At 65.6% G+C, this 19,867-nt stretch carries 15 protein-coding genes; 8 read left to right on the top strand and 7 right to left on the bottom strand.

Annotated features, from left to right (window positions below; translation table 11 throughout):
- The first annotated feature begins 415 nt into the window (after positions 1-415).
- Entirely contained in the window at positions 416-1,618 is a 1,203-nt protein-coding gene (locus tag BM109_RS34390) for an MFS transporter (protein ID WP_093353307.1), read from the top strand.
- Positions 1,619-1,748: 130 nt separating this feature from the next.
- Positions 1,749-2,573 (top strand): 2,5-didehydrogluconate reductase DkgB, encoded by an 825-nt coding sequence (dkgB, locus tag BM109_RS34385; RefSeq protein WP_093353305.1) that lies wholly within the window; start codon positions 1,749-1,751, stop codon positions 2,571-2,573.
- 96 nt (positions 2,574-2,669) lie between these two features.
- Here the strand turns inward: dkgB and BM109_RS34380 are convergent, their stop codons facing one another.
- A complete protein-coding gene (locus BM109_RS34380) occupies positions 2,670-3,050 on the bottom strand; it encodes a hypothetical protein (protein ID WP_093353302.1) in 381 nt (126 codons plus the stop codon).
- A 251-nt stretch (positions 3,051-3,301) separates the two neighbouring features.
- Between BM109_RS34380 and BM109_RS34375 the strand changes: the two genes are divergently transcribed.
- From BM109_RS34375 to BM109_RS34365, 3 genes are all read left to right on the top strand, one after another.
- Positions 3,302-4,264 (top strand): GlxA family transcriptional regulator, encoded by a 963-nt coding sequence (locus BM109_RS34375; RefSeq protein ID WP_093353300.1) that lies wholly within the window; start codon positions 3,302-3,304, stop codon positions 4,262-4,264.
- Between the two features lie 116 nt (positions 4,265-4,380).
- On the top strand, positions 4,381-5,376 hold the full coding sequence (locus BM109_RS34370) for an SLAC1 anion channel family protein (RefSeq protein ID WP_305728107.1): 996 nt from the start codon (positions 4,381-4,383) through the stop codon (positions 5,374-5,376).
- 199 nt (positions 5,377-5,575) lie between these two features.
- A complete protein-coding gene (locus tag BM109_RS34365) occupies positions 5,576-5,980 on the top strand; it encodes a RidA family protein (protein WP_093353295.1) in 405 nt (134 codons plus the stop codon).
- Here the strand turns inward: BM109_RS34365 and BM109_RS34360 are convergent.
- The 3 genes from BM109_RS34360 to BM109_RS34350 form a co-directional block, all read right to left on the bottom strand.
- The gene (locus BM109_RS34360; protein WP_093353292.1) at positions 5,975-6,976 is read right to left on the bottom strand and encodes a phosphotransferase enzyme family protein; all 1,002 of its coding nucleotides are present in this window, start codon (positions 6,974-6,976) and stop codon (positions 5,975-5,977) included. The two genes, BM109_RS34365 and BM109_RS34360, sit on opposite strands and share 6 nt — an antisense overlap.
- 64 nt (positions 6,977-7,040) lie before the next feature.
- Entirely contained in the window at positions 7,041-7,394 is a 354-nt protein-coding gene (locus BM109_RS34355; protein ID WP_093353290.1) for a hypothetical protein, read from the bottom strand.
- A gap of 38 nt (positions 7,395-7,432) precedes the next feature.
- Entirely contained in the window at positions 7,433-8,659 is a 1,227-nt protein-coding gene (locus BM109_RS34350; RefSeq protein WP_093353287.1) for a YbfB/YjiJ family MFS transporter, read from the bottom strand.
- A 100-nt stretch (positions 8,660-8,759) separates the two neighbouring features.
- Between BM109_RS34350 and BM109_RS34345 the strand changes: the two genes are divergently transcribed.
- From BM109_RS34345 to BM109_RS34335, 3 genes are all read left to right on the top strand, one after another.
- Positions 8,760-9,731 (top strand): LysR family transcriptional regulator, encoded by a 972-nt coding sequence (locus BM109_RS34345; RefSeq protein WP_093353285.1) that lies wholly within the window; start codon positions 8,760-8,762, stop codon positions 9,729-9,731.
- A gap of 126 nt (positions 9,732-9,857) precedes the next feature.
- Positions 9,858-10,619 carry an SDR family NAD(P)-dependent oxidoreductase gene (locus BM109_RS34340; RefSeq protein WP_093353282.1) on the top strand — a complete coding sequence of 254 codons (762 nt, stop codon included), beginning with the start codon at positions 9,858-9,860 and terminating at the stop codon, positions 10,617-10,619.
- Positions 10,620-10,630: 11 nt separating this feature from the next.
- Positions 10,631-10,873 (top strand): tautomerase family protein, encoded by a 243-nt coding sequence (locus BM109_RS34335; protein WP_093353681.1) that lies wholly within the window; start codon positions 10,631-10,633, stop codon positions 10,871-10,873.
- 107 nt (positions 10,874-10,980) lie between these two features.
- Here the strand turns inward: BM109_RS34335 and BM109_RS34330 are convergent, their stop codons facing one another.
- From BM109_RS34330 to BM109_RS34325, 3 genes are all read right to left on the bottom strand, one after another.
- Positions 10,981-11,238 carry a hypothetical protein gene (locus tag BM109_RS34330; RefSeq protein ID WP_371269239.1) on the bottom strand — a complete coding sequence of 86 codons (258 nt, stop codon included), beginning with the start codon at positions 11,236-11,238 and terminating at the stop codon, positions 10,981-10,983.
- A 423-nt stretch (positions 11,239-11,661) separates the two neighbouring features.
- Positions 11,662-12,381 (bottom strand): hypothetical protein, encoded by a 720-nt coding sequence (locus BM109_RS41005; protein ID WP_143129321.1) that lies wholly within the window; start codon positions 12,379-12,381, stop codon positions 11,662-11,664.
- 4 nt (positions 12,382-12,385) lie between these two features.
- Positions 12,386-19,852, bottom strand: coding sequence for a hypothetical protein (locus tag BM109_RS34325; protein WP_218159439.1), 7,467 nt, complete (start codon positions 19,850-19,852; stop codon positions 12,386-12,388).
- Positions 19,853-19,867: the final 15 nt, after the last annotated feature.

Genomic DNA, 19,867 nt, shown 5'->3' with positions numbered 1-19,867 from the left:
GCGCCAACACGGGCTTTAAATATAACCCACAAACGCCGTAGTTCCAAATCCTTGGAAATCTTTCGAAATTATTGTGTCTTTTCTATAGAGTCACGATCTCTACGGCAACAACAATTCGCTCAACCAGCTTTGAAGCCAAATCCAATCGTAATTGAGCTCTGTGCCAGATTAAGCAAGTATGTCCTAAGAAGCCAATGACAGATGATTGGTCTGCCGGGTTGCTTTATGACAGACAGCGCCCGGGTTGCGCCACAGGTCTAACGCTATCAGGCTTTGCGGCACATCTTGCTCAGCTGAAGATTGGGGCTCGTCGACCTCTATTTTTGCTTTGAAGGCAAATATCTTCTGTCAGATCGCCCATTTATCTGCAAAGGTATCGGCAAGACACTTCTCCCACCCCAGAAGGAGTGTCTTCATGCCCATCGCCCTACTAGCGCTAACCCTCAGCGCCTTCGCCATCGGAACCACAGAGTTCGTCATCGTTGGCCTCATCCCCACGGTCGCCGCCGATCTAGGCATCGGCCTTCCCTCGGCCGGCCTGCTGGTCAGCCTCTATGCACTGGGCGTGGCCATCGGCGCGCCGGTGCTCACCGCGCTCACGGGCAAGCTGCCGCGCAAGGCGCTGCTGCTGGGCCTGATGGCGCTGTTCACGGTCGGCAACCTGCTGGCCTGGAAGGCACCGAGCTACGAAACGCTGGTGGCCGCGCGCATCCTCACGGGGCTGGCGCACGGGGTGTTCTTCTCGATCGGCTCGACCATCGCCACTGGCCTGGTGCCCAAGGAAAAGGCGGCCAGCGCGATCGCGATCATGTTCACGGGCCTCACGGTGGCGCTGGTCACGGGCGTGCCGCTGGGCACCTTCATCGGGCAGCACTTCGGCTGGCGTGAAACCTTCCTCGCGGTGTCGGCGCTCGGCGTGATCGCCTTCGTGGGCAGCTGGATCTTCGTGCCCAACAACATCCGCCACACGGCGCCGGCCTCGCTGGCGCAGCAGGCCAAGGTGCTGGCCGAGCCGCGCCTGCTGCTCGTGTATGCCAAGACGGCCATCGGTTACGGCGGCTCGTTCATTCCCTTCACCTTTCTCGCGCCGATCCTGACCGACGTGGCCGGCTTCAGCGCGGGGGCGGTGGGCTGGGTGATGCTGGTCTATGGCGTGTCGGTGGCGGTGGGCAACATCTGGGGCGGCAAGCTGGCCGACCGGCTGGGCCCGATCCCGGCGCTGAAGATCATCTTCGCGCTGCTGGCCGCGGTGCTGCTGCTGTTCAACTTCGCGGCGCCGCACAAGTGGTTTGCGGTGGTGGCGGTGCTGCTGTGGGGCGCGGTGGCCTTCGGCAACGTGCCGGGCCTGCAGGTCTACGTGGTGAAGCAGGCCGAACGCTTCACGCCGCAGGCGGTCGACGTGGCCTCGGGCCTGAACATCGCGGCCTTCAACCTCGGCATTGCCGGCGCGGCCTGGGCCGGCGGCCTGATCGTCACGCACCTCGGCCTGATGCACACGCCCTGGATCGGCGCGCTGGTGGTACTGGTGTCGCTGGCGCTCACGCAGTGGAGCGGCGTGCTCGACCGCCGCAGCGGCATCCCGGTGCGCGCCTCGGGGCCGGTGCCGGTCGGACACTGAGGCGCGGTGCGCGCCTGCGCCGCGCGACGAGGGCGCGGCGTCTTCTCCCTTCTTTCGCCTTCATTCATCCATCCATCCATTCATCGGTCGATCGATTCGACCCACGTACATCTCAACCAAGGACCCAACCATGAGCAACGACAACACCCCCTCCCCCATTCCCGCCTTCGGCCTCGGCACCTTCCGCCTCAAGGGCCAGGTGGTCATCGACTCGGTGAAGACCGGCCTCGAGCTCGGCTACCGCACCATCGACACGGCCCAGATCTACGGCAACGAAGCCGAGGTGGGCCAGGCCATCGCCGAAAGCGGCGTGGCGCGCGGCGAGCTGTTCGTCACCACCAAGATCTGGACCGACAACTACGCCAAGGACAAGCTGGTGCCCAGCCTCAAGGAGAGCCTCGCGAAGCTGCGCACCGATCACGTCGACCTGACGCTGATCCACTGGCCCTCGCCCGGCAACGCGGTGCCGGTGGCCGAGTTCATGGGCGCGCTGGCCGAGGCCAGGGCGCAGGGGCTCACCAGGCGCATCGGCGTGTCGAACTTCAACATCGCGCTGATGAAGGAAGCCATCGCGGCCGTGGGCGCGGCGCAGATCGCCACCAACCAGGTCGAGCTGCACCCCTACCTGCAGAACCGCAAGGTGGCCGAGTTCGCGCAGAGCCAGGGCATCCACATCACCTCGTACATGACGCTGGCCTACGGCAAGGTCATCAACGACCCCGCGATCGAGGCGATTGCCAAGGCGCATGGCGCGACCACGGCGCAGGTGGTGCTGGCCTGGGCGATGCAGCTGGGCTATGCGGTGATTCCGTCGTCGACGAAGCGCGCGAACCTCGAGGGCAATCTGAAGGCCCAGCAGCTTCGGCTCAGCGACGCGGAGATGGCGCAGATCGCGGCGCTCGACCGTGGCGAGCGGCTGACGGATCCGGCCGGGCTGTCGCCGACGTGGGATTGAGAGAACAAGAAGAAAGAGAAAGCGCGGCGGGCCGCACCCTGAAGGCCGGCCCGCACGCTGGAGCTGCTGCGCCCGAGGCGCGGCATGCTGCCCGCATCAAGAACCTTCGCTGACGCCACGCGCCGCCGTGGCGCGCGCCTCGGCACGCACGGCCTGGCGGTCGACGTTGCCGGCCACGACACGAGCCACGCCGTCGCCGCTCACGTCGCCATAGAGGTTGCCGGCACGCGCGGCGGCCACGGCTTGCGAACGGGCGTCCGAACGCGCGACCTGGCTCTGGAACACCGGCGGCACGCCGGCCTGGGCGGCTTCGCTGTACGGGTCTTCGCTGTGGGCGGCGACCACGGCCTGTGCACGCACATCGGCGCGGCTCGCGGTCGACTGGAACTGCAGCACGCCCTGGTATTGCTCGGCGCTGGCGCCGAGCGAGAACACGGAAGCGAGAACGGCGACACAGAGGAGGACGGAAGACTTCATGATGGACTTTCTCAAGGGTTGAAGAAGAAGGAGACGGACAGTCGTCAGTGGCTGAAGGAGAGGGTTGTTGCTGCTGACGGAAGTGATTGTTTTCGGGGCACGCCCCTCGCGAACGCGATTGCGTATGCCTGTGTATCTGCGGGGGCGAACGCTCACAGTAAATTTCACGACGGGGCATCGCAGCCGTGCGGCCGTCCAGGTAGACAGGGCGTCCTACAATCGCCCGCCCATCGGCCCCGAAAGCGCGCCCCATGAAGCTGGTCATCGTCGTCCTCGAAGGGGTCCAGGCCCTCGACGTCGCGGCGCCCATGGACGTCTTCAGCGAGGCCAACCGCTTCCTGCCTCCGCACCAGCAGTACGAGATCACGCTCGTGGGCCTGCAGGCCGGCGGCGTGCGTTGCGCCAACGGCATGCAGCTGCACGTGGGCACGGGCTACCTCGACCACCACGAACAGCCCGACCTGCTGCTGGTCGCCGGCGGGCCGAACCTGCCCGAGCTGCACGCCTATCCCGCGCCCTTTCTCGCCTGGCTCAACACCATGGCCGCGGGCTCGCGGCGCTACGGCTCGGTGTGCAACGGCGCCTTTCCACTCGGTCATGCGGGCCTGCTCAACGGCAAGGAGGTCACGGCGCACTGGCACGACGTGGACCGGCTCATCGCGCGCTTTCCGCGTGCGCGCGTGCGGCCCGACAAGATCTTCGTGCGCGACGGCAAGCTGTTCACCTCGGCCGGCGTGACCGCCGGCGTGGACCTCTGCCTCGCGCTGGTGACCGAGGACTGGGGCCACAAACTCGCGCTGCGCATCGCCAAGCGGCTGATCGTCTACATCCGCCGCGACGGCGGGCAGTCGCAGTACAGCCCCTACCTGGCGGTGGGCCCGAAGGAAGAGACCATCGTGGCGAAGGTGCTGCGCCATGTCACCGAGCACCTGAACGAGCCGCTGAGCATCGAGCAGCTCGCCGATGCGGTGGGCGTGAGCCGCCGCACCTTCTCGCGCAGCTTCGCGAAGGACGCCGCGATGACGCCCTCGGCCTTCGTCGAGCAGGTGCGCATCGACTTCTCGCGCAAGCTGCTCGAGGAGACCGACCTGCCGCTCAAGACGGTGGCCTTCCGCTGCGGCTTTCGCAGCGCGAACCACATGCGCGTGGTGTTCGCGAAGCGGCTCGACACGACGCCACGCGACTACCGCGAGCGCTTCAACAACGTGGCCTGAAACGGGCCATCAATGGCGCAAACCGCGCCATCGTGGCCCACCGTCGGACAGCGCCGACTCCTAGACTTTTGCTTTGCCCCCGCCGCTTTCGCGCAAGGGTTCTCAGGAGCAAAAAAATCATCACCACGCACACGCTGAGTCCGGCAGCCCCTCCGCGACAGACCTCCCTTCGCCACCTGCCGGCCAACCTCTTCGCCTCGGTCATGGGCATCTCGGGACTGGCCGGCGCCTGGCACCAGGCCAGCGAGCAGTTCGGCGCGAGCCCGCGGGTCCACGCGTCGATCGGCGCCATCGCGGTCGCGCTGTTCGTGCTGCTGTGCCTGGCCTATGCAGCCAAGGCCGTGCTGCATCCGCAGGCGGTGCGTGCCGAGTTCATGCACCCGATCGCGGGCAACCTCTTCGGCACGATCACCATCGCCACGCTGCTGATCTCCTCGGTCGTGGCGCCGGTCAGCGCGCGAGCCTCGCAACTGCTCTGGAGCATCGGCGCCGCGCTGACCGTCGCGCTGTCCTTCACCATCGTGAGCCGCATGCTGCGCGGCAAGGTCGACGCAGGCCATTCGGTGCCGGCCTGGCTGATCCCGGGCGTGGCCACGCTCGACATCACGGTGGCCGGCGGCACCATGCCCATGGCCTGGGCGCGCGAGCTCAACCTGTTCGCGATGGCCGTGGGAACGATGGTCGCGCTGGTGTTCTTCACCATGATCGTGTCGCGGCTGATCCATCACCACGAGAAGCTGGCCAACGAGATGGTGCCCTCGCTGATGATCCTGGTCGCGCCCTTCGAGGTGGGCTTCCTGGCCTACACCAGCTTCTTCCAGCGCGTCGACACCTTCGCGGCGCTGCTCTTCTACTTCGGGCTCTTCGTCTTCTTCACGCTGGTGTTCAAGGTGTTCCGGCGCAGCATTCCCTTCGCCGCCGGCTGGTGGGCACTGAGCTTTCCGATCGCCGCACTCGCCAATGCCGCGCTGCGCTACGCGCATCACGCCGACTTCCTGCCGCTGACCGTGTTGGCGCTCGCGCTGCTGGCCTTCCTGAGCGTGCTGATCGCGGTGCTCGCGGTTCGCACCCTGCAATGGCTCGCGAGCGGCAGGCTGCTCGCGCCCAAGTGAACAACAACCTCTCGCACCACAAGACCATGAACGACGCTCCATACTCGCCACCCATCGCACCCACCGCCCCTGCCGACGCGACGAGGCCGCTGCCTCTGTCGGGCTGGGACGAGGTCGGAAACTGCAGCTGCCTGGACCATGTCGAGGCCGCGCCCGACCCCGTCGGCGAGCACTCTCAGGAACCCCACACCCCTTTGCCATGACGGAACGACAACTCATCATCCCCGCCTCGATGCAGCACCTGGCCGAACGCGCGGGCTACGCGCCCGCCGTCAAGGTCGGCGCCACGGTCTACTGCGCGGGCCAGGTCGGCCGCACGCCCGAGCTCGAGGTCATCGCCGACCCCGAGGCGCAGTTCGTCGCGGCCTGGGACAACCTGCGCACGGTGCTGGCCGAAGCCGGCTGCACTTTCGAGGACGTGGTCGAGATGACCACCTACCACGTCGACATGGCGACGCACATGCCGGTGTTCCGCGCGGTGAAGGACCGCACCTTTCCGCGCGGCCAGTGCGCCTGGACCTGCATCGGCGTGCACTCGCTCGCGCACGCGGGGCTGCTGGTGGAGATCAAGTGCATCGCGGTGGCGCGCGACGTCCGGTCATAGCGGCAGTTCGAGCGTTTGCCATGCGCGCAGCATGGCGGTCTGCTTGTGCAGGTAGTCGGTCGGTATCGACTGCGATCCCCAGTCGGGAATGCGCGCCGCGTATTCGCCCAGCAGCCAGAGCTGCCGCACCGCCATGAAACGCGGGATCGCTACGAGGTCGACATCGGCGACCGGCCGCACTTCGCGATAGGCGCCGATGAAGGCCAGCCATTGGGACCTGGCCTTCTCGCTCATCACGCCATCGGGCATGCGCGGATACAGGCTCCACGGATACACCGCGATCTCGTAGGCCAGGTAGCCGGGGCCCGCTTCGTCGAAGTCGAAGAACAGCGCCCGGCGCTGCCCCTTCGCATCGGCCGCGATGAAGTTGTTGTAGCCGTGCGTGTCGCCATGGCACAGCACGCGCGAGAGTTCGCCGAAGGCCAGGATGTCGTCGGCGAGGCGACGGCCTATCTCCTCGTACTGCGGGCGCAGCTCGGCCGTCATGGTCGATCCGCGCAGCAGGGCTTCGAGCGGACGGTGCAGCAGGTGATCGAGATCGAGGGTGTAGGCGCTGGGCGGACCGCCGTAGCTTTCGCCCGCGACATGCAAGGCGGCCAGCCCGTGCGCGAGCAGCGCGATGTGCTCGACGCTGTCGCCGGTGGCTTCGCCTTCGAGGTGCTCGAAGAGCATCAGCGCGCGTGGTCCTTCGGGCAGTTGCATTCGGATCGCCGCCTCGCCGTTGGCCGCGGGCAGGCAGCGCGCGACAGCGCAACCGGCATCGGCCCAGTGCGCGAGCGCGGCTGCCTCGAAGGCGATATTGGGCCCGCCACGAAAGCGCTCGGGACTCAGCCGCGCCACCACGCGCCGGTCGTCGGCGAAGTCCAGGCGGTAGCTCTGGTTGAAGCGTCCGACCAGGAATTCGCTCGCGACGACTTGGCCCAGGTCGTAGAAGGCCTGCACGAGCCTCGCGATGCTGGCGGCGGTCGGCGTCGATTGCGCGATATCGATCTGCATGGAGCCCCCCGAAAGAAAGGGGCGCGATTATGCGGCGACGAACCTGCGGGGAAGCTGAAGGCTGTCAGCCCTGGCCGCCGGCATCGCCCACGGGCTTCACCGCCGCATCGGCCTCGAGGCAGGCCGCCTTCAACGCCTCGGCCACCGCATCGGGCGCATCGCGCAGTTCGACGATGTCGCGCTCGCCCACGCAATGCCCTTCGAGCCGGATGTAGATGCGCTTGAAGTCGCCGCCCAGCGCCTTGGCCACGTCGCGCAGGCAATCGGGCAGCGTGGCGAAACCGCTGTCGCGGTAGGAGCTCGGCGGGATCACGCCCTTGGAGCGCGGCGCGCGCACCGAGTAGCCGTAGGCGGCGCCCTGCTCCTTCAGCTCGACCACGGGCTGAAGGGTGCGCTCGACTTCCAGGGCTCGCTTCATCGCCCCAGTGTAAGAGCGATGCGCCGCGGGAATCCAGCTCAGCCCGCGGGGTGCAGCCTCCGCGCGACGATGTCGGTGACGAGCGCCAGCACGATCGCCACGCCGCCCACGGCAAACAGCAGCGCATACCCGCCGCCCGCATGCGCGAGCAGCCACGACATTCCGTAGGCACCGCTGGCCTGCAGCACCGCGAAGCCGGTGGTGGCGCGGCTCCATGCGGGCTTCTGCATCGCGGGGTGATGCGCGAGCAGCTCCTGCACGCGGCCCAGCACCAGCGGCACGATGCCCGGCGTGAAGGCGCCGACCACGGCGCTCGAAACGATCAGCCCGCCATGGCCGATGAGCCCGAACGCGGGCAAGGCGAGCGCCGCGGCCTGCAGCAAGAAGGCGATGCGCAACGCGGTGGCGAAACCGACGCGGTCGGCGAGCCAGCCGCTGAGCACCGGCCCCACGAGCGCGCCGAGGCCGAACACCACCCAGTACTGCGCGCCCACTGCAAGGCCTTGCCCGAGGCCGCGCGCGACGAAGTCGACGAGAAAGATCATGTGCGGCACGAGGCCCACGGCATTGAGCGAATAGGAAACGGTGAGCGCGCGCAGCGCGCCGGTGGCGGGCTTGCGCGCAACGGCGGCGTGCGGGGTGGCCACGGGTGCCGGCGCCGCGGCGGGCCAGCCGTTCCATGCGAGCGCGGTGAGCAGCAGGGCCAGCAGCGCAAGGCCGAGCCAGGTCGCGCCCAGCCCCTGGCGCAGCAGCAACGGCACCAGCGTGCCCGAAGCCGCGATGCCCAGGCCGATGCCCGCGAACACCAGGCCGCTCGCCAGGCCGCGCTGGCGCGGCGGGATGTGCGCGAGCACGGTGGGCGCGGCCAGCACCATGAGCGCGCCGCCCGAGATGCCCGAGACGATGCGCCAGCCGAAGAACCATGCGAAGTCGAGCGGCCAGGCGCAGGCCGCGAGCGAGGCGACGGTGGCGAGCATCATCGCGCGCAGCACGCCGCGCACCGGCCAGCGCGCCGACATCGGGCCGCCCAGCAGTGCGCCCGCGAGGTAGCCCACGAGGTTGGCGGCGCCGAGGTAGGTGGCGGCCGAGGCGTCGAACCAGTGCGCGTCGATGATGGCCGGCAGCAGCGGCGTGTAGGCGAAGCGCGCGAGGCCCAGGCCCACGAGCGTGGCGCAGAAGCCCGCGAGGATGGCGGGCCAGGTGGCGGCGGCGCGCGGGTGCGATGCGGTGGCAGTGCGCGCGGCTGCACTGCGAGGGGTGGCCATGATGTGCTCCGGCGAATCGGTGGATTCGATGCTACGGATTGCCGGCCCGCGAATGAATCCCTATCCTCGGGCATTCAGTATTTCGCGAAGAGGAAGAATCATGGACCGCATCGACGCCATGAAGGTGTTCGTGGCGGCGCTGGCCGAAGGCAGCCTCGCCGGTGCCGGCCGCAAGCTCGGCAAGTCGCCGGCCGCCGTGAGCCGCGCGATCGCCTTCCTCGAAGCCCACGTGGGCGCCGAGCTGCTGCACCGCACGACGCGCTCGATCCGGCTCAGCGATGCGGGCGAGCGCTATGCGGTGGCCTGCCGACGCATCCTCACCGACCTCGAGGAAGCCGACATCGCGGCGGCCGGCGAACGCTCGGCGCCGCGCGGGCGGCTCACGGTGACGGCCGCGGTCGCGGTGGGCGAGGCCCTGCTGCGGCCGATCCTCGACGCCTTCATGAACGCGCACCCGACGGTGTCGGTGCGGCTGCACCTGCTGGACCGCCCGGCCAACCTGATCGACGAGGGCATCGACGTGGCGCTGCGCATCGCGCACCTGGCCGACTCGACGCTGGTCGCGCTGCCGGTGGGCGAGGTGCGCCGCGTCACGACGGCCTCGCCGCGCTACCTCGCGAAGCATCCGCGCATCGCGGTGCCGGCCGACCTCGCCGAGCACCAGGTGGTGGCGATGACGCACTTCGGCATCGACTCGTGGAGCTTCCCGCCCGCGGCCGGCGTCGGCGGCGCCGGCACCATGCCGCGCACGGTGCAGTTCGCGCCGCGCTTCGTGGTCAACAGCCTGCGCGCGGCGGTGGCCTCGGCGGCCGAGGGGCGCGGCGTGCTGCGCTCCTTCTCGTACCACGTGGCCGACGAGGTGGCCGACGGGCGGCTGCGCATCATCCTCGCGCAGGACGAGCCGCCGCCGCTGCCGGTGCACCTGGTGGTGCCGCACGGCCGGCTGTCGGTGCCGAAGGTGCGGGCCTTCGTCGACTTCGCGCTGCCCAAGCTGCGCGCGGGCTTCGCGGACTGGTGCAAGGCCTGCGAGCCCAAGGCCGAGGCCCCGCGCGCCAAGCGTCGCAGCGGCTGATTCGCTCGAACAGCGGAAGAGTGATTGCCGAATCGCGGCCATTCACTCTTAGCTCGAGCGACTCCACACTTCCTTCCACGACGCCACCGCATCTTGCGGGGCGCAAATACCGGAAGGACATTCACCATGAGCACCCCTGATTCCCAAGGCGGCAAGGCCCGCACCGCCATCGTCACCGGCGCCAGCAGCGGCATCGGCTTCGCGATCGCGCGCCGCCTGCTGGCCGAAGGCTGGAACGTGGTCGGCAATGCGCGTAGCGACGCGCGGCTGGTCGAGGCCGCGCGCCAGTTCGGCGCCGGCGACCGCTTCACCGGCGTGGCCGGCGACATCGCCGATCCGCGCATCGCCACCGCGGTGGTCGAGCATGCGGTCACGCGCTTCGGCGGCGTCGACGCGCTGGTCAACAACGCGGGCATCTTCCTGGCCAAGCCCTTCGTCGACTTCACGCCCGAGGAGGTCGAGCAGCAGATCGCCACCAACGTGAAGGGCACGATCTACGCCTCGCAGGCCGCGGCGCGCCACATGATCGGCCGCGGCGCGGGCGCAATCGTCAACATCACGGCCTCGGTGGCGCTGCAGCCGCGCAGCAACGTGCCGGCCTTCATGGCGGTGCTGCTCAAGGGCGGGTTGAACGCGGCCACGCGCGCGCTGGCGCTCGAACTCGCGCCGCATGGCGTGCGCGTGAACGCGGTGGCGCCCGGCATCATCGACAGCCCGATGCATGCGCCCGAGACGCACGGCTTCCTCAAGACCCTGCAGCCGGCCGGCCGCCTGGGCACGGTCGACGAGATCGCCGACGCGGTGCTCTACCTGGTGAACGCGGGCTTCACCAGCGGCGCGGTGCTGCCGGTGGATGGCGCGGGCAGCGCGGGCAACTACATCGGTTGAAGGAGAACGCCATGCCCTACGTCAACGTACGCATCACGCGCGACGGCGTCACGCGCGCACAGAAGGCCACCGTGATCGCGGAGATCACCGACACGCTGCAGCGCGTGCTCGGCAAGGACCCGCACCTGACCCACATCGTGATCGACGAGATCGACACCGACGACTGGGGCTATGCGGGCGAGACGACGACAGTGGTGCGCGCGCGGGAAGCGGCGCAAGCGAAGGAAGCGGCGGGCCAGGCCCATCAGGCCTGAGTCGGCCGCGCTCGAAAAAACCGTTCACGCTGAGCTTGTCGAAGCGCCGCGCGAGGCTCCGACAGGCTCAGCCCGAACGGTTGTGTTCTGGCTGGCCTGTCCGGCGATCAGCCCGCGTTCTTCAGCGACTGCTTGGCCTTGTCGGCCGAGGCCTTCGAGCGGTTCTTGTGATAGCCCGACTTCACGTTGTTCACGGCCTTGCCGACCGGGCCGCTCTTCTTGGCCTTGCTGTCGGCCTGCTTCTCGTCGATCTTGTGCTGGGCCGCATCGGTCGCTTCGGAGGCGGCCTTGCCGATCTGGGCACTGGCGGTGCCGGCAGCGAGCAGGGTGAGCGAGGCGGCGATGGCGACGAGGGTCTTGTGGATCATGAAGAGGCTCCTTCCTGTATGTGGCTGGCACCGATGGTGCGGCCATCGGTGCCCCGCGCGTTGTCGGCGGCTGCCGCGCATCGCGCGGCGGGCCGCCCTACAGGCGTCGGCCTCGTGCGCCCGCGCTACCAGCGCACGCGCACGCCGAGCGAGGCGTTCATGCCGGACTTGACGCGCGCCGCGCCGCCCGCGACCCAAAACTCGCAGCAAAGCTCGGCAGCCCCTTTAGCGCCAGCGACTTGCACAAAACAATGCATGTCGTGCACAAATCGAGCGCCTCCAAACGGCAATACGAGCCCGCCGAGGCTGAGTCGACAGGAAATGCAAGTCAGCTCTTCATTCCTCATACGCTGGAGAAACAGCGCTGTTCGACGCTATCCCTTTAGCAAGCAATCCATGACTTCTTGTGCAAACGATCGATCAATCTATGACTTCTATCTCAAAATCCCTCGATCTCGATGCCACCACCCAACCACTTTGTAGCTCACTCGAAAGATTTTTGAGAGGAGTGCGCTGCTGGCGAAAGATGTCCGCTTTTGCATAGCCAACCGGAATTTCGATCTTCTTATGAATTGGATCGAACACAATTCCTCGCTCTGTGGTGAGTTTCCGATCGAAGGGATAGTAAATGCTGCCAGCGTGAATTGCCATGCGATAGACATCGCGCGAAACCTCAGCTCGAGGGGGCCGAGGCTCAGCCCTCACCGTGAGCGTTCCGCCTTTTCTATAGCTGCGAGGCAATTCCACGATTTCGAGTTCTGGCAAAACGATACTGTGTTTCACCACTCTTCCAGGCGTGCGTGCAAACTCGAAGGTCAGTGGACCATTCAGCATGGGAACGTTGCCTATGTAGGAGACCGGTTCCTTCGGGTCCCGCTGCAACTCAATGCCGTTGACATTGATGGATGCGCCCGGGAGTAGCTCCACATCCTTCCCGATATCGTGGAAGTAAAAATCTGCCCGCACAAAGACACTCGAATGCGCCTCGTTATGAGTTGCTACATAGACAGGTGTGATCTCTGAGGTGCTGTCATCTACGACAACCCTGGATTGCGCCCACGTGTCTGTTGTCGTCGTAGCTGCGTAGCCGCCTAAGCCTGCCAGAAACAGAAAACTCTCGCGTCGATTGATGGGATACACAGACTCACCTCCCAGGCGCCGTTGGCGTGCCATACAGACGAATATTGTTGTACAACGTCAGCCCAGAGAATTGACCTCCCCATGGATCCTTGGTGGAAAAAAACAAACCCGAATTTCCTGGTACGTACTGATAACCTGGACCGATACCATGGTAGTTCAGCAAGTAGCCAGCAGCATCGTGCGCAATGCCGTGATTCGTCACGACATCTATGCCACCCGCCATAGCGATGCCTGTACTTGAAGTCACCCGCACATTGCCCGCGCCAGGGATACCACCAGTCGGACTTAGCAAAGCGCCGAACACGGGATCCAATCCGCCTAGCGAATCGCCCACCATCTTTCCAAAACGCAGTTGCTCTATGGAACCCATGTGAACACTATTGTCGGGCACGCCGTCGGTCGCCCGCATCGACAGCAACGGCACTCGATGCTCTTCGCGGCTGAGTTCATCGAAGGGGCGCAGCTTCTGACCATTGGAGTACGTTCGGTCTTCGCGGTCAGCGATAGTTCTCAAAAATTCGTCATAGTCGCCGTTGATTTTCTCCGCACTGACACCCCTTACTCGCACGACAGTCTCCAGTAGTTCGGCAGTTTTCTCCTGATCGTATGGCGTCCATTCTCCCGTGACCTTATCACGCGTTCCTTGCAGTTTGGTCATGGCCGAGATCAAATCCGGGTCGCCCGCGCCTTGGATTGCCCATGTGGGCATGGCGGTCAATTTTTCGAGCGTGTACACCTGCTTGGAGTTATCGAAAGCCGGTGGTCTTTTCGCTTCATCGTTGGCCCGATTCTTTTCACTGTGATGCTCGTTGTCGGTTGGTTCGGTATCGTCAACGCCCGCGTTGACGTTGGCTCTGTCCACAACAGGCCTCATGCCCCACTCGGGCCCAAATCCTCGTTGACGCATGTTGAAGGCCATTACCTCTGCATCGGTCGCCGCTTCAAAAATACTGTCTTTGCTCAACGCAAGAGCTCGCCGCGTCATGCGCTCGTAGTAGTCGTTATCGCTCTGACGGTCAGATCCGTTGCGATGACCATACTCGTAGGCCGAGTTGTAGTTGTCGTCCTGGATGTCCGAACCATTTCTGTAGTCCCTTCTCGACCACGGTCCGACGCCCTGGGTCTCTTGAGGAGTTCTTGCCACGATCGAGTCTCCCAACGCTTCGCCAACAGTCGACCCGATCACATCTCCAACAATGCCCGGCAAGGCTCGACTCAAACTACCACCGCGGACCGCGCTGCTCGTTAAACCACCCGCCATGCCACTGGCTACCCGCTGGCTGGTCAGGCCCCACCTCGCATCCTGAGCCAACTCACCAACCCACGCCGAAACATAGCCCGAGGCCGCGCTGGCGGCCACCCCTCGCCAATCGAAGCCTTTCTGCAACCCTGTCGCGATACTCAGCCCCTGGGTTGCAATATTGGTGACAGCCATTCTCCCGGCGGTTTGCCACGTTCCCGGACCGGCGAGCGCGCCACCGAGGCCACCACCGTTGAGCCACCCGCCAATGCCCGCCGCCGCGCCGGCACCCAGGGCTCCCAGGGCCACACCCTTCCAATCGAATCCATCCTGGATGCCAAGACCGATGCCGACCGCCTGGCCGGCGATGGAGCCCACCGCGCCTCCCACCACGGCTGCCGCCAGCCCGGTCGCGCCGAACCCGCCCCCCAGCGTGGCCAATCCCGTCCCCATGGTCACGCTGAAGCCACCCGAGATGCCAACAGCAGTCGTCCCGACTGACGTACCTGCAACCCCTGTTCCGAGCGCACCCCAGGCCCCCGAAAGCGCACCCGCCGTCCAGATAGTCGCCACGACGGCCACCACCGCCGTGATGATCTTGCCGAATCCGCCGCACTTCTCCTTGGCACCAGGCGCCGGCAGTGGATCCGGTAGCGTCGGGCTCGTTTCGCCCATCGCCCTGCCCGGCTCGTAGGGCCTGAAGGTGTCGCTCGTGTTGTGGACGTTCGTCACCCGGTTCGGCACCGCAAGGACCGTGTTCGCCACCAGTGCGGCCGAAGGCTGCCCATCCAGGCCGTTTGCGTCGGCCAGCAGGTACCACAGCGTTGCGTCGCCCCACAGCGCACGTGCGACGCTCTCGAGCGTGTCTCCCGCGCGCACCGTATAACTTCCCGGTGCGGAGCCCGGAAAATCCGCGTTGACCGGCTGATAGTTCTCGTCGAAGTCGGCGGAATTCGTGGGCCTGAACTTGCGGTACTTGTCGTCCGAGTTGCTGGTGTTCGCCGTGCGCGCAAGTTGCTGCGCATAGTCCTCGCGTTCGACGCCGTCGTTCCCCACGTTGCCCACGCGCCGGCCATCGAAGTAGAAGTAGCGATGGTCGCGATTCTTGCTGGCGCCGCTCACGCTGCGATCGGGGTTGACCGTTCCCCCGATGAGTTCCTGCCGTTGCAGCGCCCGGCCTTCGGCATCGGTCCAGTACGAGAAGGTGCGCGGCGTCGTCGCATTGATGTCCGTTGCCGTCTTCAGGTGTCCGTTGACGTCATAGGTGAACAGCGAGTAACCAGGCGGCTGCGGTCTCTTGGGGTCGAAGGCCGTGCTCGTGGGAGCCAGCACGATGCTCGCCTGCTTGGCGCTGTCCCACCACTCGTAGGCATAGTTCATGACCGTACGCGTGATGTTGAAGCCGCCATTGGGCTCCTTGTTCGGATCCGCCTCCTTGATCTCGAGAGGCCGGTTATCGAAGGTATTGGTCAGCGTATCCGCTGTCGACAGCGTGCCGTCCTTGAAGGTGTAGTCCGTCGTCGTCGTGGAACCCTTCTTGCCCTGCGTTCCCTCGACCATCCGAGCCTCCACCTCCCGGGTGAGTTGGTTGTCCTTGTTCCAGCCGCGGTCCTTCTGCACCATCAGCGTCTGGTCCTTGAACCACTCCTCGTAGCGCGTCACCCGGCCCGCCAGATCATTGGTGCGCCGGCTGCGCAACACGCCATCGATCTTCATCGTCGTCATGTTGCCTGCGCCGTCGTACGCGTAGTCCTCCCGGTGGCCGTCGTTGGCATAGGTGGCGGCTGTTCGCTCGCCCGCGTTGTTGTACTCGACGGCCACGCCGTCGCCCGACGAGCCGCGAACGATCTGCCCATTGACCAGTTGGCCCATCGTCACGGTGAAGCGGTTCATCGCGTCGTAGGCGTACCAGTATTCCTGAACGTCCCTGTTTCCGTTGACGACATTGATGTAGCTGCTGCGCACGCGCCTGCGGTTGCCGTTCGCGTCGTAGTCGTACTCGATCACGTAGCGCGCGTCGTCGATTTTCTTGACGCGATTGAAGGCGTCATACTCGACCCGCGACTGCTGGAACACCATCGCCGCCCCACCCTCGGTCGACTTGAAACCCTCGAAGACGCGGTTGCCGTTGTTGTCGTACTCGTAGGTGCTCTCGGTCTTTGTTCCCTGGTCGACAACCTTGCGCAGATAACCGTTGTCGTAGTAGCTGTAGCTGATGTTCTGGCCCGAGGTGCCGGTCTGCGTGGCTATCAGGCCCGACCAGTTGTAGCCATAGGTGAACTGGTGGCCGCCGAAGTCCTGCTTCCACATCAGCCGGTCGAAGACGTCGTTCTTGAGCGTCTGCACCTTGCCCGTCGCATCCGTCGTGGTGTTCACCCAGCCGCCGGTGTTCACGCCGCCGGCCGATCCGATCGTTTTGTCATAGACGTAGTCGTAGCGCACCGTGGCGTTCTCCGCAGAGACGTATTTGGTGACACGGCCCATGCTGTCGTAGTAGGTACGCTCCTTGAAGCTCATCGCGTTGGTACGCGAAATGCGCTGGCCCAGCACGTCGTACTGATAGCTGTCGGAGGAGCGCGAGCCGTCCAGGTTAGCGGGCCGCTCGACCTTCGTGAGACGGTTGTTGAAGTCGTAGCTGTTCTTCGTGAGCCGCCGCAGCTCGTCCGAGACCGTGAGCAGGTTGCCGAAAACATCGTAGGTCTTCCGCACGTCGATCGAGCTTCCGGCCGTCGTGCCCGGGTGCCACTCCGCGGTCGCCTGGCCTGCCGCGTTGAGAACCACGGTGCTCAGGCCACCGTTGGCGTCGCGCTTGCCCACGAGCTGACCGTTGAGGTCGTAGCCATAGTGCTCGGTCGGGCTCACCGTCTGCTTCTGCCCGCTGGCGGAGGTGATCTCCACCGTCGGACCGATCTTGTCGACGAGCAGGCCCAGGGTGTTGTAGCGCAGGTCGGTGACCTTCTCGTTGCCGTCCTTTTCCATGACGACATGGTCGAAGGCATCGTAGTCCTGGCGGCGCTGGATCACCCAGTCGGTGTTGATGATCTGTTCGCTTGGCAGATTCGGAATCGCCCAGCGCACGTCGACGTTGCCCGCATCGCTGTCCGGGCGGAAGTAACCTTCGCCATTGGCGATCACCGAACCGGCCGCGTTGTACACGTCGTAGACGAATTCGTACTCGATGGCGGGATCGAGGTTCTTGGCGGTGGCATCCCACTTGAAGACGGTGCGGACTTTTCCGTTCTCGGTGACGGTGCCTCGCGTGGCCGTGGCCTCGACGAAGTCCTGTTCGATCTTTCCCTTGGGGCGGTAGCGCAGCATGAGCTTCTGCCCCTCGGGAACGCCTGGATCGAAGGTCAGGACCTTGTGCCTGACATTGCCCTCCAGGCGCGCGCTGGTCCCCGCCTTGATGGCACCGATCGTGGCGCTACCGGTCGCGTCCGTCAGCACGAAGCCATCGGCATCCAGGGCCACGAAACTCAGCTTGTAGCTGTAGAGGTTGCGCTGATCGGGAATGAGGCTGCTCGCGTCCCACACCCACTCGACGATGCTGCCGGCTTCGCTGCGGGGAATGGAAATCGTGGCCTTGGGCCTGCCCCCCGCCGACAGCGGCTCGTAGGTGATCTGCAGAGTCTTGGCATCCGCCGGAATGCCTCGAAAGGTGATGCTCGAGGGCTTGGTCCCCACCGACGCCATGTCGTAGCGCGAGACACGCGGATCTATCACCCCCGAGAGTCGATCGACCACGACGCCGCGATTCGTGTCCAGCACTTCGATGAGTACATCGCTGGCCCCGGGGGGGAAGCGAACGTCGAAACGCGCGTTGTCGACACCCTGTTGTCCCGGCCTCGGCGTGAAGAAGAGCGGAGGCAGCTCGGTGTACTTGTCCTGGCTCCCCTGCGCTCGGTAGCTGACCCGGATTGCCGTGCCGTTGATCTTCATCCCCGTGAAGTGCGCAACGTTGTCGGCCGTGAACACCGGCTTGGCCGGTGCCGTAGAGGACGTGGCCTGCCGCGTCGAAGGATTCCACTGGATCGAGTCGCGCCGCACGACCTTGCCATCGGCCTGCGTCACCACCAGCAACAGTTCGGTCGGACTGCTCAGGCTGCTGAGATCCGTCAGATACCAGCCGTCGACCGAGACGCCGTTGAGGCTCGAGCCGCCCTGGCCCGCCTTGAACTTCGGCAACGATTCGGAGAACGGGACCGAGGACCCTGCGGGCCTGTGATACAGCTGAATCGTGTCGCTGTCGCGCACCTCGCCCGTGGTCAACCGCATGAAATTGCCGCTGAGCTTCCGATCGATCGTGGGCAGCGGCGCGGCACGAACAGCACCGGTTGCGACGACGATGTCCTGCTTGTTGGCCGTTGTGGCGATCACGCGGATGGGAAAAACACCAAGCGCTGCCGCTTTCTTGTCGAAGAAGACACTGACCGGTGGAAATCCCGGCAGGTCGTACCTCGGTTGCACGCTCACCGGCCAGCTCGTGATCCTTCCGAGGTGGCTGACTGCCTCACCCACTTCGACACGCCAAGTAACTTGACCATAGAGATTTTCGATCCCGGCGGTCCAATCGATCCCCGCCGAGCCGAGGACGAGGTTGGTCATCCCCACGACGGAGGAACTCACCTCGCGTGGGCTACCCGGGGCAAGAATCTCTCCATTCGTGATCGGCCGGATATTGCCGCCGCTGATCGGCATGCCCAGCGTGCCGACCTGCCCGTTGACCAAGTTCGAAGCCGGCCCCAGGATCGATGTCGAATTAGCTTCAGCCAGCGCAGGCGCCACATCGATGTCGAGGCCGCCATACTGGCCCGAGTCCACATGAATGGGCGCGGCGTACATCTTCAGGTTCGGCCGCTGCGCATCCATCTTGGGCTGCTTCACGCTTACGGTCCGATTGCGCGCGTCGTACTCTGTGATGGTGATGAGGATGTCCGGATTGATGCGTCCGCCATCGGCGGCCATCTGGTCCCAGGTCATCGTGCGCAGGTTCACGCGCTGGGATTCGAGTTGCAGCGTGGCGTTGCCTGCGAGGTCGTACATCCAGGCCTTGCTCACCCCGTTCTGCGAATTGGTTCGCCACAGGCGGCCCGCCTTGTCGTAGTCGTAGTACTCCTGCGCGGCGCCGGCGGCATTGCCACTGCCCGTGCGCTTGCTGGCGATCTCGCCCCAGGCGTTGTAGCCCAACGTCACGGTCCTGCTAACGTCGTAGATGGGCGCGTTGGCCGCGTCGCGCGTACCCGTGAAGCGCGTGGTCTCCCGATTGGCCGCGTCGTAGGCGATGCTCACGATGTCCTTGGACACCAGGCCATCGGCGTCCACCCGATCCACCATCTGCGCGGTCGTGTTGCCGTTGACATCGCGCCCGTAGCGGATGACCTCCTTCATGCCCGTGCTCATCGAGGTGCGCACGCCGGTCGCGTCGTAGCCGTAGCTCACGATCTCGTCGTCGGTTTCCACCGCGTCGTTGGCCCCGCGCCGGATCTCGCGGCGCAGATTGTTCAAGCCGTCGTACTCGTACTCGGTGGTCAGGCGCCAGGATGTCGAGGCATTGCCGGTCCCGGCGCTGTCCACCAGCGCGGTGGGCTTGCGCTCGCTCAGCAGCCGGCCCAGGCGGTCGTAGGCCAGATCAGTGCGCTGGTTCAGCGCATCGGTCACCGAGGTGCGGTTGCCCATGGCGTCATAGCCATAGCGCTTGGTCGCGGCGGCCGTGTTTTCAGCGAGCGCGCCGGTCGTGGCGTTCACGCTGCCATAAGCCACGCCCAGGCGCGACTCGCTGAGCATGCGATTGCCGCGGTCGTAGGTGTAGTCGGTGATCTGGTCGTCGGGGCTGGACTTGAAGAGGGCCAGAACGGTGGCCATCGGGGTGCCTTCGCTCATGCTGCCCAGAGCGGCTCCCTTGGCGAAGCGGGTCTCGCGGAACACTGCACCATTGGCGTCGCGCTCCCAGCGCACGCCATAGCCCATCGCGTCGACCTGCAGCACCTTCTGCCCGAGTTTGTCGTACCAGCTCATGGCGACCGCGCCTTCGCCATTGACCTCGCGCAACACGTTGCCGTTGGCGTCGTAGAAGCTGCGCCTGATCAGGTCGCCCGTTGCCGCCATGTTGTACGAATTGCTCTTCGAGTCGTACTTGCCGTACTCGACATTGGCGATGGTGCTGCTGGTCACCCGGTTGTTGGCATCGACCTGGTAGGTGGTGGTGCGCACGTTGGCGGCGTTGAGCGGCACGGGCAGCGCGTCACC

The sequence above is a fragment of the Variovorax sp. PDC80 genome (assembly GCF_900115375.1).
Taxonomy (GTDB): domain Bacteria; phylum Pseudomonadota; class Gammaproteobacteria; order Burkholderiales; family Burkholderiaceae_C; genus Variovorax.
The sequence above is the reverse complement of the archived record's forward strand: the minus strand, read 5'-3'. Positions and strand labels throughout refer to the sequence as shown.